Origin of the sequence: Microbacterium sp. LWS13-1.2, assembly GCF_040144835.1 — a bacterium.
In the GTDB taxonomy this organism is placed as follows: Bacteria; Actinomycetota; Actinomycetes; order Actinomycetales; family Microbacteriaceae; genus Microbacterium.
In genome coordinates this window covers 2,851,760-2,871,607 of the sequence record NZ_CP151632.1, presented here as the reverse complement: position 1 = coordinate 2,871,607, position 19,848 = coordinate 2,851,760, and the positions used below count along the sequence as shown (strand labels likewise).

The following is a 19,848-nucleotide window of genomic DNA, read 5'->3' as shown; positions in this document are numbered from 1 at the left end:
GCGTGTTCATCGTCGTCGCGCTGCCCAGCGGCATCCGTCGTCGCTCGGCGCGCGGCTTCCGCGGATCGATCGTCTCAGCCGGCCTGCACCTCACCGGCGTGGGCCTCGTGCCGATCCCGGTGAGTCCCGTGATGCACGACCTCATCGCGACCGGCCTGGGCCTGTCGTTCCTCGCGACCGTCGCCACCGGTCTCGCCATCCCCGGCCGCAGCCGCCGGTTCCGCCGCGCCACCGCGATCTGCGTCACGCTGCTCGCCGCCGGTATGGTCGTGCTGACCGCCGGACTCATCACACTGGCGCTGTTCGAGCTCGTGGCGTTCATCACCATGGGCGCCTGGCTGTTGACGCTCCCCCGCACTCTCTCTCAGGCGCCCGCATCCGCGGCCGTCCGGCGACGCGCCGCCGCGCGGACGCCCCGAGAATGGATGCCATGGCAGAACCCGTGGCCCACCCCATCACCGTCGCGATCGAACGACGCATCGACCCGTCCCGCACCGCCGAGGCCACGAGCTGGATGCAAGCCGGCACTGATCTCGCGACCGGCTTCGCGGGCTTCCTCGGCTCCGGCTGGGTCCGCGCGGGCGAGGGCAGCGACCTCTGGTACATGCTCTACCGCTTCCGCGACATCCCAACCCTCGAGGCATGGGAGGATTCGCCGCAGCGTTCGTGGTGGCTCGATTCCGGCCGCGCTTTCGCGAACGAGGTCAGGGTCGAGCGACGCACCGGCATCGAGGGCTGGTTCGACGCTCCGTTCGCGACCCACGTCGAGTCGCGGCACGCGGGTACCGCCACGTCACCGGCCACCGGACCTGTCCAGCAGCCCATCCCGTCCGCCCCGCCTCGCTGGAAGCAGGCCGTCACGATCTGGCTCGGCTTCTTCCCCACGAATCTCCTCGCGTCGTGGCTCCTCGGGTTCGTCCCGGGGTTCGCGGAGTGGCCGCTGATCGCCCGCGTGCTGCTCTCGACGGTGCTGCTCACCCCGGTGATGACGTATGCAGTTCTCCCGTGGGTGACGCGGATGCTGCGCCCCTGGCTGCAGCGCGGCGCCTGAGCGAGCCGAGCAGAGAGCGGGGGAACCGTCGCCAGATCGTGTCGCGGCGAACGCCCCGCACGCCCGGACGCGGTCGTATTCTGACCTCGTGAGCACCACGAACACCTCGCCGCCGGCTGAGACAGCCGCACCGACACCCGGGCGCCGTGCGGAGTCGCAGGCGGTCTACGCCGGTCTCGCCACCGGCGCGATCGGCGCGATCTACGGCCTCCTCGTCGGGCTGTTCGCACCGGACCTTCAGCTCGCCGGCCAGGCTGACTCGTTCGCGGTGTGGGCGGCGTGCGGGGCGGCGGTGGTCGCAGCGGCTGCATCGACGACCGAGTACTGGCGTGCGCGGAACCGGCCGGGGCAGGAGTGGCGGCAGACGCTGCCGTCGTGGAAGTACATCGTCAACACCGTCTCGGTGGTGATCGTCCACACGGCGCTCGCGTTCGTGGCGGTGTACGCGCTGTATCGCGTGCTCGCGATGGGCTTCATCGGGCTTCCGCTCGTGACGTTCTGGTCGGTCGTGCTGATGGCGGTCACCCTCGGCATCACCACGTGGATCGTGTTCCTGTCCGTCTCGGCGATGACGACGCAGCGCATGTCGTCGCTGCTGCTCGCGTTCATCGCGATCGGCACACTGACAGCCATGGTCACGACGCCCGACCCGAGGTGGTGGACGATCCACTTCAGTCATCTCGGCACCTTCGAGGACGACCTGTCGAGCTGGGTGTTCAACGGCACCCTCATCGCTGCGGGCCTGCTCGTGACGACCTTCGCGGTCTACATCGCCAACGACATGCGCGTGCTCGCCGCGGCCGGCGTGCTCGAAAATCCGCGCGGCACACGCATCGTCCCCGTGCTCTTCGTCGCGATGGGCATCATGCTCGCGTGCGTCGGGATCTTCCCCGTCGATGTGAATTTCGCGCTGCACAACATCTCGGCATCCGGCATGGCGGCGATGTTCCTCGTCCTGCTCATCGGCGGGCCGAACTTCCTTCGCGGGATGCCGCGCACCTACTTCGTCGCGTCGTGGGCGTTCCTCGCGGCGATGGTGGCCTCGGTGGTCCTCTTCATCCCCGCGGTCGGCTTCTTCTCGCTGACGGCGTTCGAGATCATCGTGTTCGCGCTGATCTTCGGCTGGATCGCGGTCTTCATCCGCTTCCTCGGCGTCGCCGGCCGTCAGGACTGACACGGGACCCGTCGCCGCGCTCGCGCGTGCGCCGGCGCAGTGCTCCGCCGTTTGTCAACCGGGATCCGTGCGCCCGCGGGTCGGCGTACGTTTCCGCTGACGAGCAAGGGAGCAACCGATGAATCGCAACGCAGAAGAGCCGAAGACCGACGACGAGGGCACCCGCAAGCCCGGCGGCCTCGGACGCGACGGGACGATCCCCGACGCGCCCGACGGGGTCGCGGCGGGGCACACGGGCGTGCCGTCGACGTTCGAGCCGGAAGAGGACGAGAAGGCGGGGCAGGGCGAGCCGTGACCCGCTGACCACGGGCTGTGGATCTTCTGACTGAACGATCACGATTCCGTCTCGGCGGGCCGTCCGACGTGCTGCACGCGCACACTGGGGAGCATGTGGTGGAGGTTTGTCAGGGCGGTCAAGCGCCGCGAGCACCGTGTCGCGCCGACGACATGGGTCGTCGCGATCGCCGCTGTCGTCTACACGTTCGCGCCGATCGATCTGATCCCCGAGCTGCTGCTGGGACCACTCGGCTTCGCCGACGACCTCGGCGTGTGGGGCATCTTCGCCGTGCTCTTCGCCCGCGAGCAGCACCGGTGGCAGTCCGCCCTCGCGTCGCACTAGATCGCACACGACCAGCCGATCACCTGTGGCGCCGGCCCGAGCGCGAAAGGCACGGCTCTCACGGTAGCGACACGACCCTCAGCCCGTGTGGGCCGTGCTGAGTAGCATGCAACGCATGGCCATCAAACTCGAGAATGTCGGCATCGCCGTGCGCGACCTCGATGCGACCATCGCGTTCTTCACCGACCTCGGTCTCACGGTGGTCGGCCGCGACACGGTCAGCGGGGAGTGGACCGACACCGCCGTCGGACTCGACGGGAACCACGCCAGAATCGCGATGCTGCAGACGCCCGACGGCCGTGGCCAGCTCGAGCTCTTCGAGTACATCCATCCCGAAGCGATCGAGACCGAGCCCACGCTCCCCAACGAGATCGGCATGCACCGGGTGGCCTTCTCCGTCGACGACATCGACGAAGCCCTCGAGATCGCCGCGAGACACGGCTGCCATCCGCTGCGCGGCGTGGCCACCTACCAGGACGTCTACAAGCTCACCTACCTCCGCGGTCCCAGCGGCATCCTGGTGATGCTCGCCGAGGAGCTGAAGAAGAACTGAGAAGGGACGGTCCCACGCCCGCTCCAGGCGGCGCGGGACCGTCCCCGTCAGACGCGTTCGAGACCGGCGTCAGGCGTCGTGGCGACGGTCGTCGCCGTCGCCATCGCGTTCGGAAGCGGGCTCCTCGCTCGTCTCGGAACCCTCGGCTGCGGGTTCCGCATCCTCGGACGGACGTGCCTCGTCCGCGACGGGCTCCGATTCGGGCACATGGACTCCAGCCGCGCTCTCGGCGTCGTCGACGGACTCCGGCTCGGACTCCAGCCCGGGCTCGTCGGTCGAACCGGCCGATCCATCGAGCGGCGGCTCGTCCGCCGCGGTCTCGGGATGCTCTGCCGGCTCGATCTCGGACTCACCGGAGGCGTCGCTCTCGCCCTCGGGGCCGGCCGGTGCGACGTCTGCCGCATCGGTGTCCGCCGCGCTCGTGTCCCCGATCGCCGCGTCGGACTCTTCCGGCTGCTCGGCGTCGGACCCGAACGCACCCACCGACGACTCGGATGCGAGCGCCTCCGGCTCGGTCACGGATGCCTGCCCGGCGGCATCCAACCCGCCGGCTTCCGCGTCCTCCTGCGGCTCAGCGATCCCGTCGGCCGAAGGCTCGGCCGTCGGCACGGCATCGATGACAGTCGCCTCGGTGTCGACCGGCGCGTCGGCGTCGGCGGACGCCTGAACGTGCTCCTCGGACGCCGCGGGCACGGCGTCGATGACCGCGGGTGCGGGCGCCGAGTCCGATACCTCGACGTCGGGCCCCTCCTCGATCACCGGCACGGCGACCTCTGACACCGCACCGCGTTCGCGCTGGCGACGCTCGCGTCGCGTCTCGAGTGCAGCCGCGCCTGCGACGCCAGCCGCGACGCCTGCCGCACCTGCGGCACCGGCACCCGCGCCGCCCGCTGCCTCGCCGGTCCCCGCCGCCACGAGTCCCGCGCCCGCGCCGGCGCCGACACCGGCGCCGACGAGCTCACGCTCGGCCTCGGCATCCGTGCCGTCGCCGGGACCCTCGCCGTCGGGAGCCGGACCGCCGTCGCCACCACCGTCGCCGTCGGTGCCGCGGCGACGCGCCGCGCGCCGCTCCTTCGCACCCTCGACGAGGTTGTACAGCGTCGGGAGCACGAGCAGCGTGAGCACCGTAGACGACACCAGGCCGCCGATCACGACGATCGCGAGCGGCTGCGAGATGAAGCCGCCCTGTCCGGTGATCCCGAGCGCCATCGGCGTGAGGGCGAAGATCGTGGCAAGGGCCGTCATGAGGATCGGGCGCAGACGGCGCGAGCCGCCGGCGACGGTCGCATCGTGGGCCGTGAGGCCCTTCTCGCGGTACTGGTTCACGAGGTCCACGAGCACGATGGCGTTCGTCACCACGATGCCGATGAGCATCAGCACGCCGATGAGCGATGCGACGCCGAGCGGCACGCCCGTGATGATCTGCAGCAGGATCGCCCCCGTCGCCGCGAACGGCACCGAGATGAGCAGCAGCAGCGGCTGGCGCAGCGACTTGAACGTCGCCACCATCACGATGTAGACGATGAGGATCGCGGCGAGCAGGGCGAGGCCGAGCTGTGAGAACGCGTCCTGCTGCTGCGTCACGACGCCGCCGAGCGTCGCGTCGGCCGACGCGGGCAGGTCGGCATCGGCGAGCGCGGTGGTCACCGAGGCAGAAGCGGTCGCGAGGTCGTCGGTCGACGGGGTCACCGTGACCGTCGACGTGCGCTGGCCCGCCTCGGTCGTGATCGACGTGGGGCCCTCGCTCTGTTCGACCGTCGCGACCTCTTCGAGCGCGATCGGGCCGGTGGCGCTCGGCACCTGGAGCTGACGCAGCTCGTCGAGCGACGCCGGCGTCTCGGACGCCGCGAGGTAGACCGTCAACGACGTGTCGTCGATCTCGACCGTGCCGATGGACCGCGGCTGCATCGTGTTCGACACCAGCGCGCCGACCGCGACCTCCGACAGACCGAGCTGGGCGGCCTTGTCGCGGTCGACGGTCACCGCGATGTACGGCAGGGATGCCGCGAGGTTGCTCGTGACCTGCCCCACGCCGTCGGTGCCGTCGACGGCTGCGATGACGGCATCCGTCGCGGTCTGCAGGGTCTCGGAGTCGGGAGCCGTCACGTCGATCGCGATGTCGGTCGAGCCGAAGCCGCCGCCGCCGGCTGCGACCGTGATCTCACCCGCGTCGTCGAGGTCGGCGACGGCCTCCTGCACCTCTTCGCGCAACGCCACCTGGTCGACATCCGGGTCGGTGGTGATCGAGTACGTGACGCCGCTGCCGCCGCCCGAGAAGGCGTCGCGCAGGGCGGAGCCGCTCGAGCCGATCGACACCTGCACCGTCTCGATGCCGTCGATGCCGAGCAGCACCTCCTCGACCTGCTCCGCCGCGGCGCTCTCGGCCTCGAGCGAGGGCGCCGGACCGATGTCCTGCGTCATCGTGAAGGTGTTCTGTCCCGAGTCGCCCAGGAAGTTCGTCTTCATGAACGGCGCGGCGGCGATCGTGCCGACCAGCACCAGCACGGCGAGCGCGAGCGTCACCCACGAGTGCTTGAGCGTCCAGCGCAGGATCGGCAGGTACGCCTTCTGCAGGCGGCTCGGAGGTGCGGCCGGGTCTTCGGGGTCGATCGCAGCACCCTCGGCATCCAGGATCTGCTTCCCCGGCTTGAGGAACCAGTAGGCGAGCACCGGCACGATCGTGAGCGCCACGAACAGCGACGCGGTCATCGCGATCGTGACCGTCATCGCGAACGGACGGAAGAGCTCCCCCGTGACGTCGCCGACGAACGCGATCGGCAGGAACACCGCGACCGTCACGATCGTCGACGCCGTGATGGCCGAGGCGACCTCGCGCACGCCGCGCAGGATCGCGGTCGTCTTGTTCGCGTCGCCGACGTAATGCCTCTTGATGTTCTCGATGACGACGATCGAGTCGTCGACAACTCGCCCGATCGCGATCGTGATCGCACCGAGCGTCAGGATGTTCAGCGAGTACCCGAACGCCTGGAGGCCGATGAACGTGATCAGCAGGCTGGTCGGGATCGAGATCGCCGCGACGAGCGTCGAGCGCACCGACACCAGGAAGACGAAGATCACCAGCACCGCGAAGACGAGGCCGAGCAGACCTTCCTTCGCGAGCGTGTCGATCGACTCCTGGATGTAGGGGGCCTGATCGAAGACGACGGTGAACTCGGCGCCGTCGAGGGAGTCCTCGAGGTCGGGAAGGATCGCGAGCACACCACGCGAAACGTCGACGGTGTTGGCCGCGGGCAGCTTCGTCACCGCGATCGTCAGGGCCGGCTCGCCGTTCACGCGCGAGACCGTGGTGACGGGGTCGGCCTCCTCGGCGACGGTCGCGACATCCGCGATGGTCTTCTCGCCGCCCTGGAACTGCTCGGCCGTCGAAGGCACGAGCGGCAGCGCCGCGATCTCGTCGACCGAGGTGATCTTCGAGCCGGTCTGCACGGTGAGTGTCTCGTCGTTCTCCGTGATCTCGCCGCCGGGGAACAGCACGCCGTTCTGATCAAGCGCGTCTGTGATCGCCTGCGGCGTGTACCCGGACGCGGCGAGCTCCGCCTGGTCGGGTGTGATCGTGACGCGCTGGCCGACGCCGCCGACGATCTGTGCCGCGTTGACGCCGGCCACATCCTCGAGATCGGGCACGACGGATGCCTCGAGCTGGGCCTGGATCGTCGCTTCGTCGTCGTAGCCGGTCACCGCCAGCTGGATCACCGGGAAGTCGTCGATGCTCGCCGAGATGACGTTCGGATCGACCCCCTCGGGCAGCTGGCTCTTGATGCGGTTGATCGCCTGCGTCATCTTCTGCTCGGCGGTCGCGAGGTCGGTGCCGTAGGTGAAGGACGCCTGCACGATCGAGGCGTTCGTGGTGCTCGTGGCGGTCGACGACTCGAGTCCCGGAACGCCCTGGATCGCTGTCTCGATGGGCACCGACACGTCGTTGCTCACGACCTCGGGCGACGCGCCCGGGTAGGTGGAGACGACGATGAGCGCGGGGAACTCGATCGAGGGGATGAGCTCTTGCTTGAGATTCGTGAGCGCGAGTCCACCGAAGATGGCGGCGACGATCGTGATCAGAGCGATCAGAGCGCGGTTCTTGAGACTCAGGACGGCGAGGTTCGACACACGGAGGCCTTCGCTGGTGTGGTGGTGCAGGGGGATGCGGGAGCCCGCACGATACGGAGATGTATCGGTTGTCAGTATTTCATGCGGTTCTCATATGAGATTCCTGAACCAGGCCGCGCTCAGAGCGCCGCGAGCCCGCCGCCGAGCAGGAGTCCGAGGCCCGCGGCGAGCACCGCGAGTGCCAGCGTGCCGAACAGGTTGAGCGCGGCATCCCGCCGGCGTCTCCGCTGGGCGATCAGCATCGTCTCGACGGAGACGGTGCTGAAGGTCGTGTAGCCCCCCAGAAGGCCGAGACCGAGCACCAGCGACAGTTCGGGAGCGATGACGGCACCGAGCCCGGTGATCACCCCGAGGGCGAAGGACCCCGAGACGTTCACCACGAGGATCCCCCACGGGAACCCCATCCCACCCGCCGGCGTGAGCAGCCGGTCGACGACGTAACGGAGTCCGGCGCCTACACCGCCGGCGAGCGCGGCGAGCAGCAGCCACGGGCTCACTCGGCGTCCTCGGGGAATTCGACGCTGCCCGGCCGGTCCGCGATCCGGCGTCCGAGGAAGAGTCCGGCGAGCGCGCCCGCCAGTCCTCCGGCGACGGATGCCGCGGCCAGCCCCGCGGCGAGCCACGGCGTGGTGACCCACAGCCCCGTCGCGACTGCGAACGCGCTGTAGGTCGTGAAGCCGCCCAGGATCCCAGTGCCGAGGAACGCCCGGGCGAGCGGGCGGCGGTCATCGAGCCAGCCAACCACGATCCCGAGGATCAGCGATCCGGCGACGTTGATGCCGAGCGTCACCCACGGCACCGCCGCCGGATCGTGGACAGGCGCGACGATGAGCGCGCGCGCGAATACGCCGATCATCCCTCCCGCCACAGTGGCCCCGAGCACGCGCGGATCGACGGGCTGCGGCATCCCTTCACGCTACTCCGGTGCCCGCGGAGCTCAACGTCGGGGAACCCGTTCACCGGTCGTTGAGCGAGCTTGCGAGTCGAAACGCAGAGAAGAAGCGCCCTGAGCCGACGAGTGACCACGGCTCCGAGCTGGCTCAGCGGCCGGGGCGGAGCAGGCTGCGGATGGCGGACTCGGGAGTGATCGACAGGTCGAGCAGATGCCCGTCGCGATACCGCGCGAACACGCGGGAGTCGATGTACGAGCCGCGCGCGACCGCCGGTGTGTTGCCGAGCGCCTCGGCCGTCGCCCGTACCGCGAGCGTCTCGGCCCGCTTGAGTTCGGTCTTCGTGTCGACCGTGCCGATGCGCGCCAGCGCGTCGGCCGCGAGGATCGTGCCGCGCAGGGTCCGGAAGTCCTTCGCCGTGAACCGTCCACCGGTGAGCGACCGCACGTACGCGTTGACCTCGGCCGGCGTGAGGGGCACCCGGCGTCCGCCGCGCTGCCACGCGAGCAGCGGCGAGCGCGAGCGCCCCGCGGCCAGCAGCTCGACCGCGGGGGCGAGGTCCGCGTCGTCGATCTCGAGCAGCTGCCGCTTGCCGCTCTTGCCGGGGAACGTCAGCGACACGACGGAGGCCTCCACCGAGGCGTCGCGCCGCTGCAGCGTCGTGAGACCGCGACTGCCGTGCGCGGCGAGGTAGCGCTCCGACCCGATGCGCGGCGCCGCGTCGTCCAGAAGCCGGAATGCGACCGCAAGCACCCGCTCGCGGTCGAGGGCGTCGCGTCGGAGGGACGTCGTGACCCGCGCTCGCGCGCGGGGCAGCGCCTCGGCGAGCGCGAGCGCCCGCGCGAACTTGCCGCGGTCGCGGCCCGCCGTCCAGTCCGGGTGGTACAGGTACTGCCGGCGGCCCGCGTCATCGACACCGACCGCTTGGATGTGTCCCTCCGCACGGGCGCTGATCCAGACGTCCTGCCAGGCGGGCGGGATCACCAGCGCCTGGATACGGGCGAGATGTCGAGGTCCCGGAGCGCGGCCCTTTGGATCGACATAGCGGAAGCCCGATCCCGCGCGCAGCCGGCCAAAGCCCGGATCCTCGTAGGGTCGGGAGCGGACGAGTTTCGCCATCCGCTCACGCTACCCGGGTCGCCGGTCCCGCCGGAGCGGCCTCCGACCGGCTCTGCGGCGGGACCGGCGACCACGTCGTCAGTGGTTGCGGATCATCGAGATGAGCTCGGACTTCTTCTTGCCCGAGTAGCCCTTGATGCCCAGCTCCTTGGCGCGCTTGCGCAGCTCGGGCACGGTGCGATCGTCGTAGTCCTTCGCGTTCGCGCCGCGCCGGCCTACCGTCTTGCGGCCTTGGCTCGCGGCGGCGTTCGAGATGCGGGCGGCCTTCTCCTTCGAGGCCCCCTCGTCGCGGAGCTCCTCGTACATCTCGCGGTCCTTGAGGCTGGACCCGCGTCGTCCTGGCATGGTTTCCTCCTTCGGTCACCGCCTCGTGGGCGGATGTCACAGGCCCTTGCCCCCGGTGACCGGCAGGATCGCGCCCGATGTGTACGTCGCGTCGTCGCTCGCCAGGTACACGTAGGCACCGGCGAGCTCGGCGGGCTGTCCCGCCCTGCCCAGGGGCGTGTCCTGGCCGAACGACCCGAGGCGCTCGGCATCCCACCCCGTCGCCGGGATGAGGGGTGTCCAGATGGGTCCCGGGGCGACGCCGTTCACACGGATGCCCTTCGGGCCCAGCTCCTGCGCGAGCGCCTTGATGAAGGCGACCTGCGCAGCTTTGGTCATCGCGTAGTCGATCAGTCCGGGCGAGGGGTTGAACGCCTGGATAGAGGTCGTCACGATGATCGACGACCCGGGCGCGAGGTGCGGCACCGCCGCGCGCGCGGTGAACATCTGCGCGTACAGGTTGGTGCGGAACACGCGGTCCCACTCCGCCGTCTCGAGAGTGTCGATGCGGTCGCGATCCTTCTGATACGCGGCGTTCAGCACGAGCACGTCGAGGCCGCCGAACTCGCCGACGGTACGGTCGACGATGTCGGCGCAGAAGTCCTCCTCGCGCAGGTCGCCACCGAGCGGCAGGGCACGCGTTCCGGCCTCGGTGATCCAGCGGGTGGTCTCGTCGGCGTCTTCCTGCTCCTCGGGGAGGTAGGTCAGTGCGACGTCGGCACCCTCCCGCGCGAAAGCGATCGCCACGGCGCGGCCGATCCCGGAATCGCCGCCCGTGATGAGGGCCCGGCGCTCGGCGAGGCGCAGCGAGCCCCGATACGAGCGCTCGCCGTGGTCCGGTCGGGGACGCGTCTCGTTCGTCAGGCCGGGCTGCTCCTGCTCCTGCGGAGGAAAGGCTCCGTCGTGGTGGGCGGTCGTCGGATCCGTGGACGGCGATGTGCTCATAACGGCGAAAATACGGGCGCGCGCGAATGCGTTCACGGGGCTTGACATCCTCGGCGCCCCGCCTTAGCCGCCGTCTCGGGGGCCCCACGTATCACCGGAAAAGCAACGTCGTCAACCCCCTGGGGGCGGCGACGCCGGAGTGCCACTGTCGGTTCATGCCCACGAGGCATGCGGTGCATTCCGTGCATCGACGAAGCAGAAGGAGAACCTCCCATGAACCTCGCCCTGATCATCATCATCGTCGTCGCGATCGTTCTCGCGATCGTCGGCGGCCTCAACTCCGCACTGAGCTGGCTGCTGTGGGTGGCCATCATCGTCGGAGTCATCGCGCTGATCGCATTCCTGTTCAGAGTGATCAGCGGGAACCGCAACACCTGATCTGCAACCACGGATGTGAAGACAGCGGATGCCGCGGCCGGAGTGGGCCGCGGCATCCGTCTGTCTTGCTGGGGGCTGTCCGCGGACTAGAGCTGCGCCTCCGCGTACACGCGGAGCGCGTCGCGGACGAACTCGGCGCCGTGGGTGCCGCCCTCGCTCGTCGCGTAGTTGGCGCCGAAGCGCGGATCGGCCACGTACATCTCGCCGAGACCCAGCACGTAGCCCTTGATGTCTCCACCGCCGGAGCCGGCCGCAGCGGCCGGCGTTCCCGGGATCCCGGTCAACCACTCGACGTGGCGCTTCGCGAGCGCCTGAGCCTCGTCGCTGTCGGGGGCGATCCCGGCCTCCGCGGCCGCGATCCATTCCCGGCCGAGGTCGGCGACGCGCTCTTGCCACGCGGCCTTCTCGTCGGCGCTCATCGAGCGCCACCAGCGGTCGCTGTCGGCGTACGCCTTCTTGCCCCAGCGGTCCTCGACCTCGTCCTTGTACTGCGTGTGGTCGAAGCCGTCGAACATGTTCTCTGCCATCAGTCCTTCACCTCCTCTCAGTGCTTCGATGGTGTTCTGCACCGACGCGATCTGCCGCGTCAGCCGGTCCTGCTCCTGGCGGAGCCACGCCAGGTGGGCCTCGAGAGCCGACTCCTCGGCGGTCTCGCGTTCGAGCACGTCGGCGATCTGGGGGAGCCCCAGCCCGAGCTCGCGCAGCAGCAGGATGCGCTGCAGCCGCACGAGTGCCGTCCGGTCGTAGTAGCGGTAGCCGTTGTGGCCGATGCTCGACGGCGGCAGCAACCCGATGTCGTCGTAGTGGCGGAGCGTCCGGCTGGTGGTGCCCGCCAGTTTCGCGATCTGCTGGATAGACCATTCCTGCTCGTCCATGTCGCCCTCCTCTCGTGGTTCGCTCACCACGGTAAAGGTTGACGTTGCGTCAAGGTCAACCACCGGCATCCACTCCTTTGCAGGTTTGGGGCGCGTCGCGAACACTTGGGGCGCACGGCGCGCGCCCCAAGTGTTCGCGGTGCGCCCCAAACCCGGAACAACCTGAAGATCTGGAACGCACCCTTGACAGATACGCGATATATCGTGTTACTCTGCACATACGCGATATATCGCGATACGCATCACCCCCAGAGATACGCAGGAGAAACAGTCATGACCCTGGAGAAGTGGATCATCCACCCGGGCGAGACGCGCGTCATCGACATCGAGACCGTGCGCACGCTCAAGATCGGACTCGTCGGCGGACAGATCGACGTGATCGCCCACGACGAGCCCGGCATCCGCATCGAAGTGCACGACGTCACCGTCAAGGACCTCCGCATCGAGGTCGCCGAGGACCACGTCGAGATCGACCACCCGCAGCTGCGCTGGGACAACTTCCTCGAGGTGTTCCGCAACTTCGGAGCCGGCGGCCCCAAGGCCGAGATCAGCGTCGCGGTCCCCCGCGATGTCGTTCTGACCCTCGGGGTCGTCAGCGCCAGCGCCCTCGTCTCGGGCCTGCGCGGCGACGCCTCGCTCAACACCGTCTCGGGCGACATCATCGTCGACGGCCTCACCGGCGACCTCTCGGTCAACGCGGTATCGGGCGACGTGCAGGTGCGCGAGCTCGTCGGCGCGCTCAACGCCAACAGCGTCTCGGGCGACGTCGCCGCGACGGGCACGCTGCGCAAGGCCACCATCGACACCGTGTCGGGCGCCGTGCTTGTCGACTCGACCGGCGACATCCTCTCGGTCGGTCTCAACACCGTCAGCGGCAGTTCGACCGTGCGCCTCGATGAGGGCTACCCGGCCAACTACGTCATCCGCAGCGTCAGCGGCCGCGTCCAGGTCGACGGCGTCGTGCGCCGCGGCAACGGCACCGGCCCGACCACCAACTACGCCGGCTCGGTCGGCGAGCTCAGTGGCAGCTTCGCCGACGTCCGCGCGCACAGCGTGTCGGGCGACATCACCGTGCTGCGCCGCGCTGCCGCTCCTGTGGCGGATTCCGCGCCCGCTCCAGGTGTGGCTGACGCGTCGCCCGGCGCCTCCGGGCGCATGGACCCGGCCGCGCCCGCAGAGCCCGAGCCGACGACCGCCCCTGCGCCGGACGCCGCCTCCGGCGAGGCCGCCGGCGACGAGTCGACCGCGCGCGAAGCGGCGGCCGGCTTCGACCGAGGAGAAGTGTGATGACTCCGGTCTTCTCGCACGGCGATCTGCGCCTGTATCTGCTGAACCTGCTCGATGAAGGGCCGCGCCACGGCTACGACATCATGCAGGCTCTGTCGGACCGCACCGGGGGCACCTACACTCCGAGCGCCGGCACCATCTATCCACGTCTGGCGAAGCTCGAAGAGGAGGGGCTCGTGACCAAGTCCGTCGAGGGCCGCAAGACCGTGTACGCGATCACCGAGGCGGGCCACGCCGAGGTCCAGTCGCGCGCGGGCGACCTCGAGGGCATCGAGGCCGGGCTGGCCGACTCGGTGCGTCTCATCGCCGACGAGGTGCGCGGAAGCGTCCGCGAGGCGATGAAGAGCCTGCGCGCCGACCTGGCTGCCGCCTCTCGCGAGGAGCGCAAGACGACGCCGCAGCCGTCCGGCGAGGACGACCCGCGCGTGCGCAGCCGCGAGCAGATGCAGCGGCTCGACGCCGTGGTCAACGAGTTCCGCGCGAACGTCCGCGGCGACGTCCGCGTGCACGTGGCGCGAGGCGGCGAGCTCGCCGCTTCCCTCGTCGACCAGGTCGCGAGCGAGCTCGACCGCGTCGCCCGCGACATCACACGCACCCTGCGCGGCTGAGCCGCGGCATCCGGCTCGCGCAGTCCCTCACGGAAGCACGAAGGGTGGTCCCGCCTCGGCGGGGCCACCCTTCTGCGTCGTGCAAAGACCCGCTCAGGCGGGCCAGATCTCCTCGTCGTCGGGCACGGGCTCCCCGAGCGGCACGATCAGGATCGAGCGGTGCTGCCGGTGCGCCAGGCGCACGCCGACCGAGCCGGTGAAGAACTCACGGACCGACTCGCCGAAACCGCGCTTGCGCGTGCCGACGACGATCAGCCGGGCGTCGATCTGGTCGGCGAAGTGCTTGATCGCCATCGCGGGGTCGCCGACCAGCTGGCGGACGGTCCACCGCGGCCCGGCATCACCGAGGACGGATGCCGCGGCATCCTGCACCTTCGCGAGCTCACCCTCGCCAGCCGCGATGTTGATGTCGATCGGCGCGGAGTGGATGTACCCGTCGGGGTCTTCGTACGTGACGAAGCGCGTCACGTCGACGTGGACCACGACCAGCGGCACCTGGAACAGCTTCGCGTAGCGAGCCCCCTCCTTCAGGACGCGCGTGGACTGGTCGGGGATCACTCCCACGATCACGGCGCCGTGGAGGCTCTCGTCACTCGTCGCATCGCCTTCGGGCTCGGATGCCTCATCGGTCATATGTCCGCACTCCTCCTACGCCGGTGGGGCCGCAGCCGCCGGGCTACCGGGGCTCCGTGTTATCCTGAATGCTACTCTTACCGGTTCGAAGCCGGATTCGTGAATGCCCGGGTTTGCGTGGCCCAGAGCCCGCAGATAGCCCGCGACCTTAAATGAGGGGGTCTCGCATGGGGCGTGGCCGTCAGAAGGCGAAGCACACCAAGATCGCCCGTGAGCTGAAGTACGACACGTACAACGTGAACTACTCGGCACTCGAGCGCGAGCTCGGTCACCATGAAGACGAGTTCGTCGACAAGTGGGCCGACCAGTACAACGACGAAGACGAGGACGAGACCTCGCCTGTCTCGTCGTCGCAGGCGTAACGACTCGCACAGCGGTCACCTTCCCGGTGAGCTGACCGGTCGAGGCCTGGTGCCGCGCGCAGCGCGGCTCTTGGGCGTGCGGTCATTCGGCGTGCGCAGAGCGCACCATCGACCGCTGGGCTCTCGGCGCGACCTCCAGCGGCGACCCGCTCGAGCGCGCGTGACGGCACACCGTGCGACGGCGCCGCGGCTTGGCCGACGGACGACGAATCCCTCACCAGGCGCCGTGTCGCCGCTCCCAGTCGTCCTCGACGTTGTGCGGCTGCGCCGCCACGACGCCGGCGGGGATCGCTGCGGCGACCACGGCGGCCAGCACGATGAGCGGGGCGGTCCACGAGTCGGTCGCGTCGTGGAGGAGCCCGATGCCGACGGGGAAGAGCGCCGCGATCGCGTAGCCGCCGCTCTGCACGAAGCCGCTGAGCGCCACCGCGCCCTCGTGGGTGCGGGTGCGCAGGCCCAGAAGCACCAGGATCATCGGGAACAGCAGCGGCGCGAGGCCGAACAGCGCGACCCACAGCCACGGCGCGGCGGTCGGCGCGAAGAGAAGGCCCGCGATGCCCGCCAGGCCCGTCCCGACGGCGACGCTGACGAGCGCGCGCGTCGCGCCGGCCCGCGTGACCAGCAGAGGCACGGCCAGTGACGCGGGCAGGCCCATGAAACCGAACAGCGCCAGCAGCACCCCGGCCACAGCGGGCGTGACGCCCGCGATGTCGACGAGCATCGTCGGCAGCCACGCGAACGCCGTGTAGGCGAGGGTGCTCGCCACGGCGAAGCCCACGAGCAGCGCCCATGCGATCGGCAACCGCCACATGCGTCCGAAGGCGCGGGGACTGGGCTGCTCGATGTCGTCGTCGGATGCCGCTGCTGCGCGGCTCTTCTCGGCGGCGGCGTGGCGTACGGCCAGTCCGACCCACGGCACGGTGGCCACCAGAGCGAAGACGGCCCAGAGCCCCAGCGAGACGTGCCAGTCCGAGGCATCCGCGACCGGCACGGCAACGAGGGGCGGTAGGAAGGTCGCGAGCGCCATCGTCGTCGAGTAGACGGTCGTCATCAGGCCGACGCGGTCGGGGAAGTACCGCTTCACGAGCGGCGGCAGCAGGATGTTGCCCACGCCGACCGCGGCGAAGATCAGAGCCGTGCCGGTCAGCAGCAGACCGGCGCCCGGTGCGAGGCTGCGGACGATCAGTCCGAGCCCCACGACGACCATCGCCACGACGGCCAGCCGTTCGAGCCCGAACCGCCGTTCCAGGGCCGGCGTGAGGAGGCCGAACACGGCGTAGCAGACCGGCGGTGCAGTGCCGATGAGGCCGATCACCGAGGCCGGCACGTCGAAGTCGACCGCGATGTGGTCGTACAGCGGCGACAGCGATGCGACTGCCGAGCGCAGTGAGAAGGCGAACAGCACGATGCCCACGAGGGCGAGCGCTCGCCCCTGCCAGAGGGGTCGGGACGAGGGGGAGCTCACCCATCAACCCTAGGTGGGCCGGGAAGCCACCGGCTCGGGCCCGCAGCCCCGCATCCTGCCGGTCGGCGCCTGCGAGCCATTGATCTTCTTACTGAATTTACTCATACTTGAGCGAACTCGCATCGATCTCGATGGCGCACCCGACCGTACCGGGGCGTCGGCGGCTCCACCGGCGAGGTGCCGGACAGCGTCGAAGCCATGGCCGATGACGCCTACGCATTCATCCAAGGGCTGGCTTTCGACAAGATCGCCAACGGCGACAACGACCGCATGGTGCCATCCGTGCTCACGGAAGACCTGCACCGCCGTATCAAGGGATCCGAACTGGTCATCTACTAGGACTCCGGACACGGCGGCAACTTCCCGTTCCACCAGCAGTTCGCGCCCGTCGCCGTCGGCTTCCTCGCCCGCTGACCGGCATCCCGAGTCATCGAGAGGAATGAGCACATGAGCGCCGCAGCCTTCAAGAGAAAGCCCCTCGCGTGATCGATCCTGCAGTGGGTCCGCACCGACCATCCGCGCCAGACCGGCATGGACTACTGGCGGGACCCACACTCGGGGATCATCTCGGCGACTCCCGGGCTCGCGGAGTATCGGCAGATCCACCTCGCCGAGCGCAACCCCGGACTCTGGCCGGCCACTCGGCCGGGGGCGCGCGCCCTCGTCTACCTGTGGCGGCGGGCGGACGTCGGCGGACGCGCCTTCCGGAAGTTCGTCACCGGAGACCTCGCGCCCGCGCTCGCCGGCACCGGCGCGCTCCGGGAGCTGCGTACCCAGATGTTCCTGCCCTGGAACGAGAAGCTCTGGGACACGCCGGACGTCGCCCACGACAACCCCGCGGATCAGCGCTGCCACGCCTCCGTCATGCTCGGCTTCGACGACCGGGGAGCGCGCGCAGCGTTCTTCGCGAGCCGCGGGGTCGAGAGGATCTCGAGCGCGCTCGCACCGCACGTCTCGGCGATCCACGCCTACGACGTCTCCGCAGCGCTGACGTACGTCAGCGCCGGCGTCATCCTTCCGCACTACCGGGAGTAGGCCGGTGATGCCGCCCGGGCAGCAGACACCGAAGTCCACCTATTTCTGACTATAATCAGAAAGTCAGCCGACGTCTGCACCCCGGAGGATCACGCCATGGCCATCGAGACCCAGCCGGTCGGTCGACGCGAGCGCAACAAGCAGGACAAGCTCCAGCGCATCACGGCCGCGGCCCGAGAGCTCTTCACCGAGCACGGCGTCGACGAGGTCACGACCCAGCAGATCGCCGACAAGGCCGACATCGGCACGGGGACGCTGTTCCTGTACGCCAAAAACAAGGGCGAGCTGCTCCTCCTGGTGCAGAACTCCAGCTACGTCGACGCACTGGCCGAAGGGCGCGCCGCCGCGGAGGCCGTGGCGGACCCGCTCGAGGCGGTGATCACGATCATCCGCCCGGTCGTCGAGTGCAACCGGGTGCAGATCGACAATGGGCGCACCTACCTGCGCGAGATCGTCTTCGGCGATCCCGAAGAGCCCTACCACCGCGAAGCTCTCGCCCTCACGGTTCAGACCGAGGAGGCGGTCGCGGCCGTCCTGCAGCGCGACCAGCGCACGGGCCAGGACGATGCGGCCACGCTCGCGCACGTGATCTCCGCCATCATGTTCGTCAGCATGGCGGCCACCGTGAACATCGCCCTCTCGGTCGACGAGATCGTGGACGACATCCGCCGTCAGGTGCGGGTCATCCTTCCCGCCTGATCCGCACCGCCGAGCCGCCGCAGCCGCCGCGCTCAGGGCGTTTCGTCTCGCTCGTTCCTCACTCGCTCAACGACCGGGACCGAACAGCCGAGCCCAGGGCGTGTCGTCTCGCTCGTTCCTCACTCGCTCAACGACCGGGACCGAACAGCCGAACCGGTCGTTGAGCGAGCGAAGCGAGACGAAACGCGTCGAGCCCAACGAAGTCGCCAACCCTGGACCCGAGCCGTCAGCTCTCCTGCGAGCCCTCCACCCAGGCGAGATACTCGTCGGTGACGGTGCCGGTGATGTAGCGGCCGTCGAAGCAACTCATGTCGAGGTCCTCGACGTCGGAGCCCTCGAGAATCGCCGCCTTGAGGTCGTCGACCTCCTGGTAGACGACGAAGTCGGCGCCGAGCTCATCCGCGATCTCCGGGATCGTGCGGCCGTGGGCGACGAGCTCGTGACGCGAGGGCATGTTGATGCCGTACACGTGCGGGTAGCGCACGGGCGGCGCCGCCGAGGCGAACGTGACGCTCTTGGCCCCGGCATCCCGCGCCATCTGGATGATCTCCTTCGACGTCGTGCCGCGCACGATGGAGTCGTCGATGAGGAGCACGTGCTTGCCCTTGAACTCGCTCGACATCGCGTTGAGCTTCTGGCGCACGCTCTTCTTGCGCACCGCCTGGCCGGGCATGATGAAGGTCCGGCCGACGTAGCGGTTCTTGTAGAAGCCCTCGCGGTACTCCACGCCCAGCTTGCGCGCCACCTGCATGGCCGCGGGGCGGGACGAGTCGGGGATGGGCATGACCACGTCGATCGCCTCGCGCGGGGTGTACTTCGCGATGGTGTCGGCGAGCCGGTCGCCCATGCGCAGGCGCGCCTCGTACACCGAGATGCCGTTCATGACCGAGTCGGGTCGCGCGAGATACACGTACTCGAACGAGCACGGTACGAGCTTCGGGTCGGTGGCGCACTGCTGCGTGTGGAGGTTGCCCTCGAGGTCGATGAACACTGCTTCGCCCGGATCGACGTCGCGCACGATCTCGAACTCGCCGTTCTCGAGCACCAGCGACTCGCTCGTGACGACCCACTCGTAATGTCCGTCGGCGTGCTTGCGCGTGCCGAGGATGAGCGGACGGATGCCGAACGGGTCGCGGAACGCCAGCAGACCGTAGCCCGCGATCAGGGCGATGGCCGCGTACGAGCCCTCGACGCGCTCGTGCACACGGTTGACGGCCTGGAACACCTGCGTCGGGTCGAGTTCGAGCCCCGAGATCGACGCCTGCAGCTCGTTCGCCAGCACGTTGACGAGCAGCTCGGTGTCGGACGACGTGTTGAGGTGGCGACGATCCTTGTGGAACAGCTCCTCGGTGAGCTCGCGCGTGTTGGTGAGGTTGCCGTTGTGTACGAGCACGATGCCGTAGGGCGCGTTCACGTAGAAGGGCTGGGCCTCTTCCTCATTGGACGCGGTGCCCTTCGTCGCGTAGCGCACGTGCCCGAGCCCGATCTCGCCGAGCAGCGCCCGCATGTCGCGGGTGCGGAACGACTCGCGCACCTGGCCGCGGGTCTTGTGCTGGTGCACGACCCCGCTGCGCTCGGCGGTCGCGATGCCGGTGGAATCCTGTCCGCGGTGCTGCAGGAGCAGAAGGGCGTCGTAGATCTCCTGGTTGGCGGACCCACGGCCCACCACTCCTACGATTCCGCACATGGGTGTCGCTTGCTCCGTT

Annotated in this window: 19 protein-coding genes and 3 pseudogenes; 12 read left to right on the top strand and 10 right to left on the bottom strand. The window is 69.4% G+C overall.

Annotation, left to right across the window (positions count from 1 at the left end; all coding sequences use genetic code 11):
* The first annotated feature begins 430 nt into the window (after positions 1-430).
* The 5 genes from MRBLWS13_RS13500 to MRBLWS13_RS13480 all read left to right on the top strand — a co-directional run bounded on the left by MRBLWS13_RS13500 (position 431) and on the right by MRBLWS13_RS13480 (position 3,397).
* Positions 431-1,051, top strand: a complete 621-nt coding sequence (locus tag MRBLWS13_RS13500; RefSeq protein ID WP_349425854.1) for an antibiotic biosynthesis monooxygenase — start codon at positions 431-433, stop codon at positions 1,049-1,051.
* 88 nt (positions 1,052-1,139) lie between these two features.
* Positions 1,140-2,225 (top strand): DUF998 domain-containing protein, encoded by a 1,086-nt coding sequence (locus MRBLWS13_RS13495; protein WP_349425853.1) that lies wholly within the window; start codon positions 1,140-1,142, stop codon positions 2,223-2,225.
* A gap of 118 nt (positions 2,226-2,343) precedes the next feature.
* A complete protein-coding gene (locus MRBLWS13_RS13490; RefSeq protein ID WP_349425852.1) occupies positions 2,344-2,520 on the top strand; it encodes a hypothetical protein in 177 nt (58 codons plus the stop codon).
* A gap of 93 nt (positions 2,521-2,613) precedes the next feature.
* Positions 2,614-2,844 (top strand): YkvA family protein, encoded by a 231-nt coding sequence (locus MRBLWS13_RS13485; protein WP_349425851.1) that lies wholly within the window; start codon positions 2,614-2,616, stop codon positions 2,842-2,844.
* A gap of 115 nt (positions 2,845-2,959) precedes the next feature.
* Positions 2,960-3,397: a VOC family protein gene (locus MRBLWS13_RS13480; RefSeq protein ID WP_349425850.1), complete on the top strand. Its 438-nt coding sequence runs from the start codon at positions 2,960-2,962 to the stop codon at positions 3,395-3,397.
* A 1,050-nt stretch (positions 3,398-4,447) separates the two neighbouring features.
* Here MRBLWS13_RS13480 and MRBLWS13_RS13475 read toward each other — a convergent pair.
* The 6 genes and pseudogenes from MRBLWS13_RS13475 to MRBLWS13_RS13450 all read right to left on the bottom strand — a co-directional run.
* A pseudogene (locus tag MRBLWS13_RS13475) lies at positions 4,448-7,522 on the bottom strand (efflux RND transporter permease subunit); the annotation flags it as partial.
* 119 nt (positions 7,523-7,641) lie between these two features.
* Positions 7,642-8,019, bottom strand: a complete 378-nt coding sequence (locus MRBLWS13_RS13470) for a CrcB family protein (RefSeq protein WP_349425849.1) — start codon at positions 8,017-8,019, stop codon at positions 7,642-7,644.
* On the bottom strand, positions 8,016-8,429 hold the full coding sequence (locus tag MRBLWS13_RS13465; protein WP_349425848.1) for a CrcB family protein: 414 nt from the start codon (positions 8,427-8,429) through the stop codon (positions 8,016-8,018). The genes MRBLWS13_RS13470 and MRBLWS13_RS13465 overlap by 4 nt, the downstream gene beginning before the upstream one ends.
* 133 nt (positions 8,430-8,562) lie before the next feature.
* Complete coding sequence (locus MRBLWS13_RS13460) at positions 8,563-9,531, bottom strand: DNA topoisomerase IB (RefSeq protein ID WP_349425847.1); 969 nt, start codon at positions 9,529-9,531, stop codon at positions 8,563-8,565.
* Positions 9,532-9,609: 78 nt separating this feature from the next.
* Positions 9,610-9,876, bottom strand: a complete 267-nt coding sequence (locus MRBLWS13_RS13455) for a Rho termination factor N-terminal domain-containing protein (RefSeq protein WP_349425846.1) — start codon at positions 9,874-9,876, stop codon at positions 9,610-9,612.
* 36 nt (positions 9,877-9,912) lie between these two features.
* Positions 9,913-10,800 carry an SDR family oxidoreductase gene (locus MRBLWS13_RS13450; RefSeq protein WP_349425845.1) on the bottom strand — a complete coding sequence of 296 codons (888 nt, stop codon included), beginning with the start codon at positions 10,798-10,800 and terminating at the stop codon, positions 9,913-9,915.
* Positions 10,801-11,013: 213 nt separating this feature from the next.
* On the opposite strand from MRBLWS13_RS13450, the gene MRBLWS13_RS13445 reads away from it, so the two are divergent.
* The gene (locus MRBLWS13_RS13445; RefSeq protein ID WP_194412039.1) at positions 11,014-11,178 is read left to right on the top strand and encodes a hypothetical protein; all 165 of its coding nucleotides are present in this window, start codon (positions 11,014-11,016) and stop codon (positions 11,176-11,178) included.
* A gap of 86 nt (positions 11,179-11,264) precedes the next feature.
* On the opposite strand, the gene MRBLWS13_RS13440 is transcribed toward MRBLWS13_RS13445, so the two are convergent.
* Positions 11,265-12,053 (bottom strand): MerR family transcriptional regulator, encoded by a 789-nt coding sequence (locus tag MRBLWS13_RS13440; RefSeq protein ID WP_349425844.1) that lies wholly within the window; start codon positions 12,051-12,053, stop codon positions 11,265-11,267.
* A 273-nt stretch (positions 12,054-12,326) separates the two neighbouring features.
* On the opposite strand from MRBLWS13_RS13440, the pseudogene MRBLWS13_RS13435 reads away from it, so the two are divergent.
* Together MRBLWS13_RS13435 and MRBLWS13_RS13430 are read left to right on the top strand one after the other, a co-directional pair.
* A pseudogene (locus MRBLWS13_RS13435) lies at positions 12,327-13,154 on the top strand (DUF4097 family beta strand repeat-containing protein); the annotation flags it as partial.
* A 185-nt stretch (positions 13,155-13,339) separates the two neighbouring features.
* Complete coding sequence (locus MRBLWS13_RS13430) at positions 13,340-13,948, top strand: PadR family transcriptional regulator (protein WP_349425843.1); 609 nt, start codon at positions 13,340-13,342, stop codon at positions 13,946-13,948.
* A 93-nt stretch (positions 13,949-14,041) separates the two neighbouring features.
* On the opposite strand, the gene MRBLWS13_RS13425 is transcribed toward MRBLWS13_RS13430, so the two are convergent.
* Positions 14,042-14,581: a universal stress protein gene (locus MRBLWS13_RS13425; protein WP_349425842.1), complete on the bottom strand. Its 540-nt coding sequence runs from the start codon at positions 14,579-14,581 to the stop codon at positions 14,042-14,044.
* A 167-nt stretch (positions 14,582-14,748) separates the two neighbouring features.
* On the opposite strand from MRBLWS13_RS13425, the gene MRBLWS13_RS13420 reads away from it, so the two are divergent.
* The gene (locus MRBLWS13_RS13420) at positions 14,749-14,943 is read left to right on the top strand and encodes a DUF3073 domain-containing protein (RefSeq protein ID WP_308866161.1); all 195 of its coding nucleotides are present in this window, start codon (positions 14,749-14,751) and stop codon (positions 14,941-14,943) included.
* Positions 14,944-15,157: 214 nt separating this feature from the next.
* Here the strand turns inward: MRBLWS13_RS13420 and MRBLWS13_RS13415 are convergent, their stop codons facing one another.
* On the bottom strand, positions 15,158-16,408 hold the full coding sequence (locus tag MRBLWS13_RS13415; RefSeq protein WP_349425841.1) for an MFS transporter: 1,251 nt from the start codon (positions 16,406-16,408) through the stop codon (positions 15,158-15,160).
* A 246-nt stretch (positions 16,409-16,654) separates the two neighbouring features.
* On the opposite strand from MRBLWS13_RS13415, the pseudogene MRBLWS13_RS13410 reads away from it, so the two are divergent.
* The 3 genes and pseudogenes from MRBLWS13_RS13410 to MRBLWS13_RS13400 all read left to right on the top strand — a co-directional run.
* Positions 16,655-16,822: pseudogene (locus MRBLWS13_RS13410) on the top strand (alpha/beta hydrolase); the annotation flags it as partial.
* 117 nt (positions 16,823-16,939) lie between these two features.
* Positions 16,940-17,443: a hypothetical protein gene (locus MRBLWS13_RS13405; protein WP_349425840.1), complete on the top strand. Its 504-nt coding sequence runs from the start codon at positions 16,940-16,942 to the stop codon at positions 17,441-17,443.
* Between the two features lie 96 nt (positions 17,444-17,539).
* A complete protein-coding gene (locus tag MRBLWS13_RS13400) occupies positions 17,540-18,142 on the top strand; it encodes a TetR/AcrR family transcriptional regulator (protein ID WP_349425839.1) in 603 nt (200 codons plus the stop codon).
* Positions 18,143-18,368: 226 nt separating this feature from the next.
* Here the strand turns inward: MRBLWS13_RS13400 and purF are convergent, their stop codons facing one another.
* Positions 18,369-19,829, bottom strand: coding sequence for an amidophosphoribosyltransferase (gene purF, locus MRBLWS13_RS13395; RefSeq protein WP_349425838.1), 1,461 nt, complete (start codon positions 19,827-19,829; stop codon positions 18,369-18,371).
* Positions 19,830-19,848 lie beyond the last annotated feature (19 nt).

What these genes read in the sequence shown, in the direction of transcription:
- MRBLWS13_RS13500 (WP_349425854.1), top strand. Translation starts at nt 431, where the DNA reads ATGGCAGAACCCGTGGCCCACCCCATCACCGTCGCGATCGAACGACGC.
- MRBLWS13_RS13490 (WP_349425852.1), top strand. Translation starts at nt 2,344, where the DNA reads ATGAATCGCAACGCAGAAGAGCCGAAGACCGACGACGAGGGCACCCGC.
- MRBLWS13_RS13485 (WP_349425851.1), top strand. Translation starts at nt 2,614, where the DNA reads ATGTGGTGGAGGTTTGTCAGGGCGGTCAAGCGCCGCGAGCACCGTGTC.
- MRBLWS13_RS13480 (WP_349425850.1), top strand. Translation starts at nt 2,960, where the DNA reads ATGGCCATCAAACTCGAGAATGTCGGCATCGCCGTGCGCGACCTCGAT.
- MRBLWS13_RS13465 (WP_349425848.1), bottom strand. Translation starts at nt 8,429, where the DNA reads ATGCCGCAGCCCGTCGATCCGCGCGTGCTCGGGGCCACTGTGGCGGGA.
- MRBLWS13_RS13460 (WP_349425847.1), bottom strand. Translation starts at nt 9,531, where the DNA reads ATGGCGAAACTCGTCCGCTCCCGACCCTACGAGGATCCGGGCTTTGGC.
- MRBLWS13_RS13455 (WP_349425846.1), bottom strand. Translation starts at nt 9,876, where the DNA reads ATGCCAGGACGACGCGGGTCCAGCCTCAAGGACCGCGAGATGTACGAG.
- MRBLWS13_RS13450 (WP_349425845.1), bottom strand. Translation starts at nt 10,800, where the DNA reads ATGAGCACATCGCCGTCCACGGATCCGACGACCGCCCACCACGACGGA.
- MRBLWS13_RS13445 (WP_194412039.1), top strand. Translation starts at nt 11,014, where the DNA reads ATGAACCTCGCCCTGATCATCATCATCGTCGTCGCGATCGTTCTCGCG.
- MRBLWS13_RS13440 (WP_349425844.1), bottom strand. Translation starts at nt 12,053, where the DNA reads ATGGACGAGCAGGAATGGTCTATCCAGCAGATCGCGAAACTGGCGGGC.
- MRBLWS13_RS13430 (WP_349425843.1), top strand. Translation starts at nt 13,340, where the DNA reads ATGACTCCGGTCTTCTCGCACGGCGATCTGCGCCTGTATCTGCTGAAC.
- MRBLWS13_RS13425 (WP_349425842.1), bottom strand. Translation starts at nt 14,581, where the DNA reads ATGACCGATGAGGCATCCGAGCCCGAAGGCGATGCGACGAGTGACGAG.
- MRBLWS13_RS13420 (WP_308866161.1), top strand. Translation starts at nt 14,749, where the DNA reads ATGGGGCGTGGCCGTCAGAAGGCGAAGCACACCAAGATCGCCCGTGAG.
- MRBLWS13_RS13405 (WP_349425840.1), top strand. Translation starts at nt 16,940, where the DNA reads ATGGACTACTGGCGGGACCCACACTCGGGGATCATCTCGGCGACTCCC.
- MRBLWS13_RS13400 (WP_349425839.1), top strand. Translation starts at nt 17,540, where the DNA reads ATGGCCATCGAGACCCAGCCGGTCGGTCGACGCGAGCGCAACAAGCAG.
- purF (WP_349425838.1), bottom strand. Translation starts at nt 19,829, where the DNA reads ATGTGCGGAATCGTAGGAGTGGTGGGCCGTGGGTCCGCCAACCAGGAG.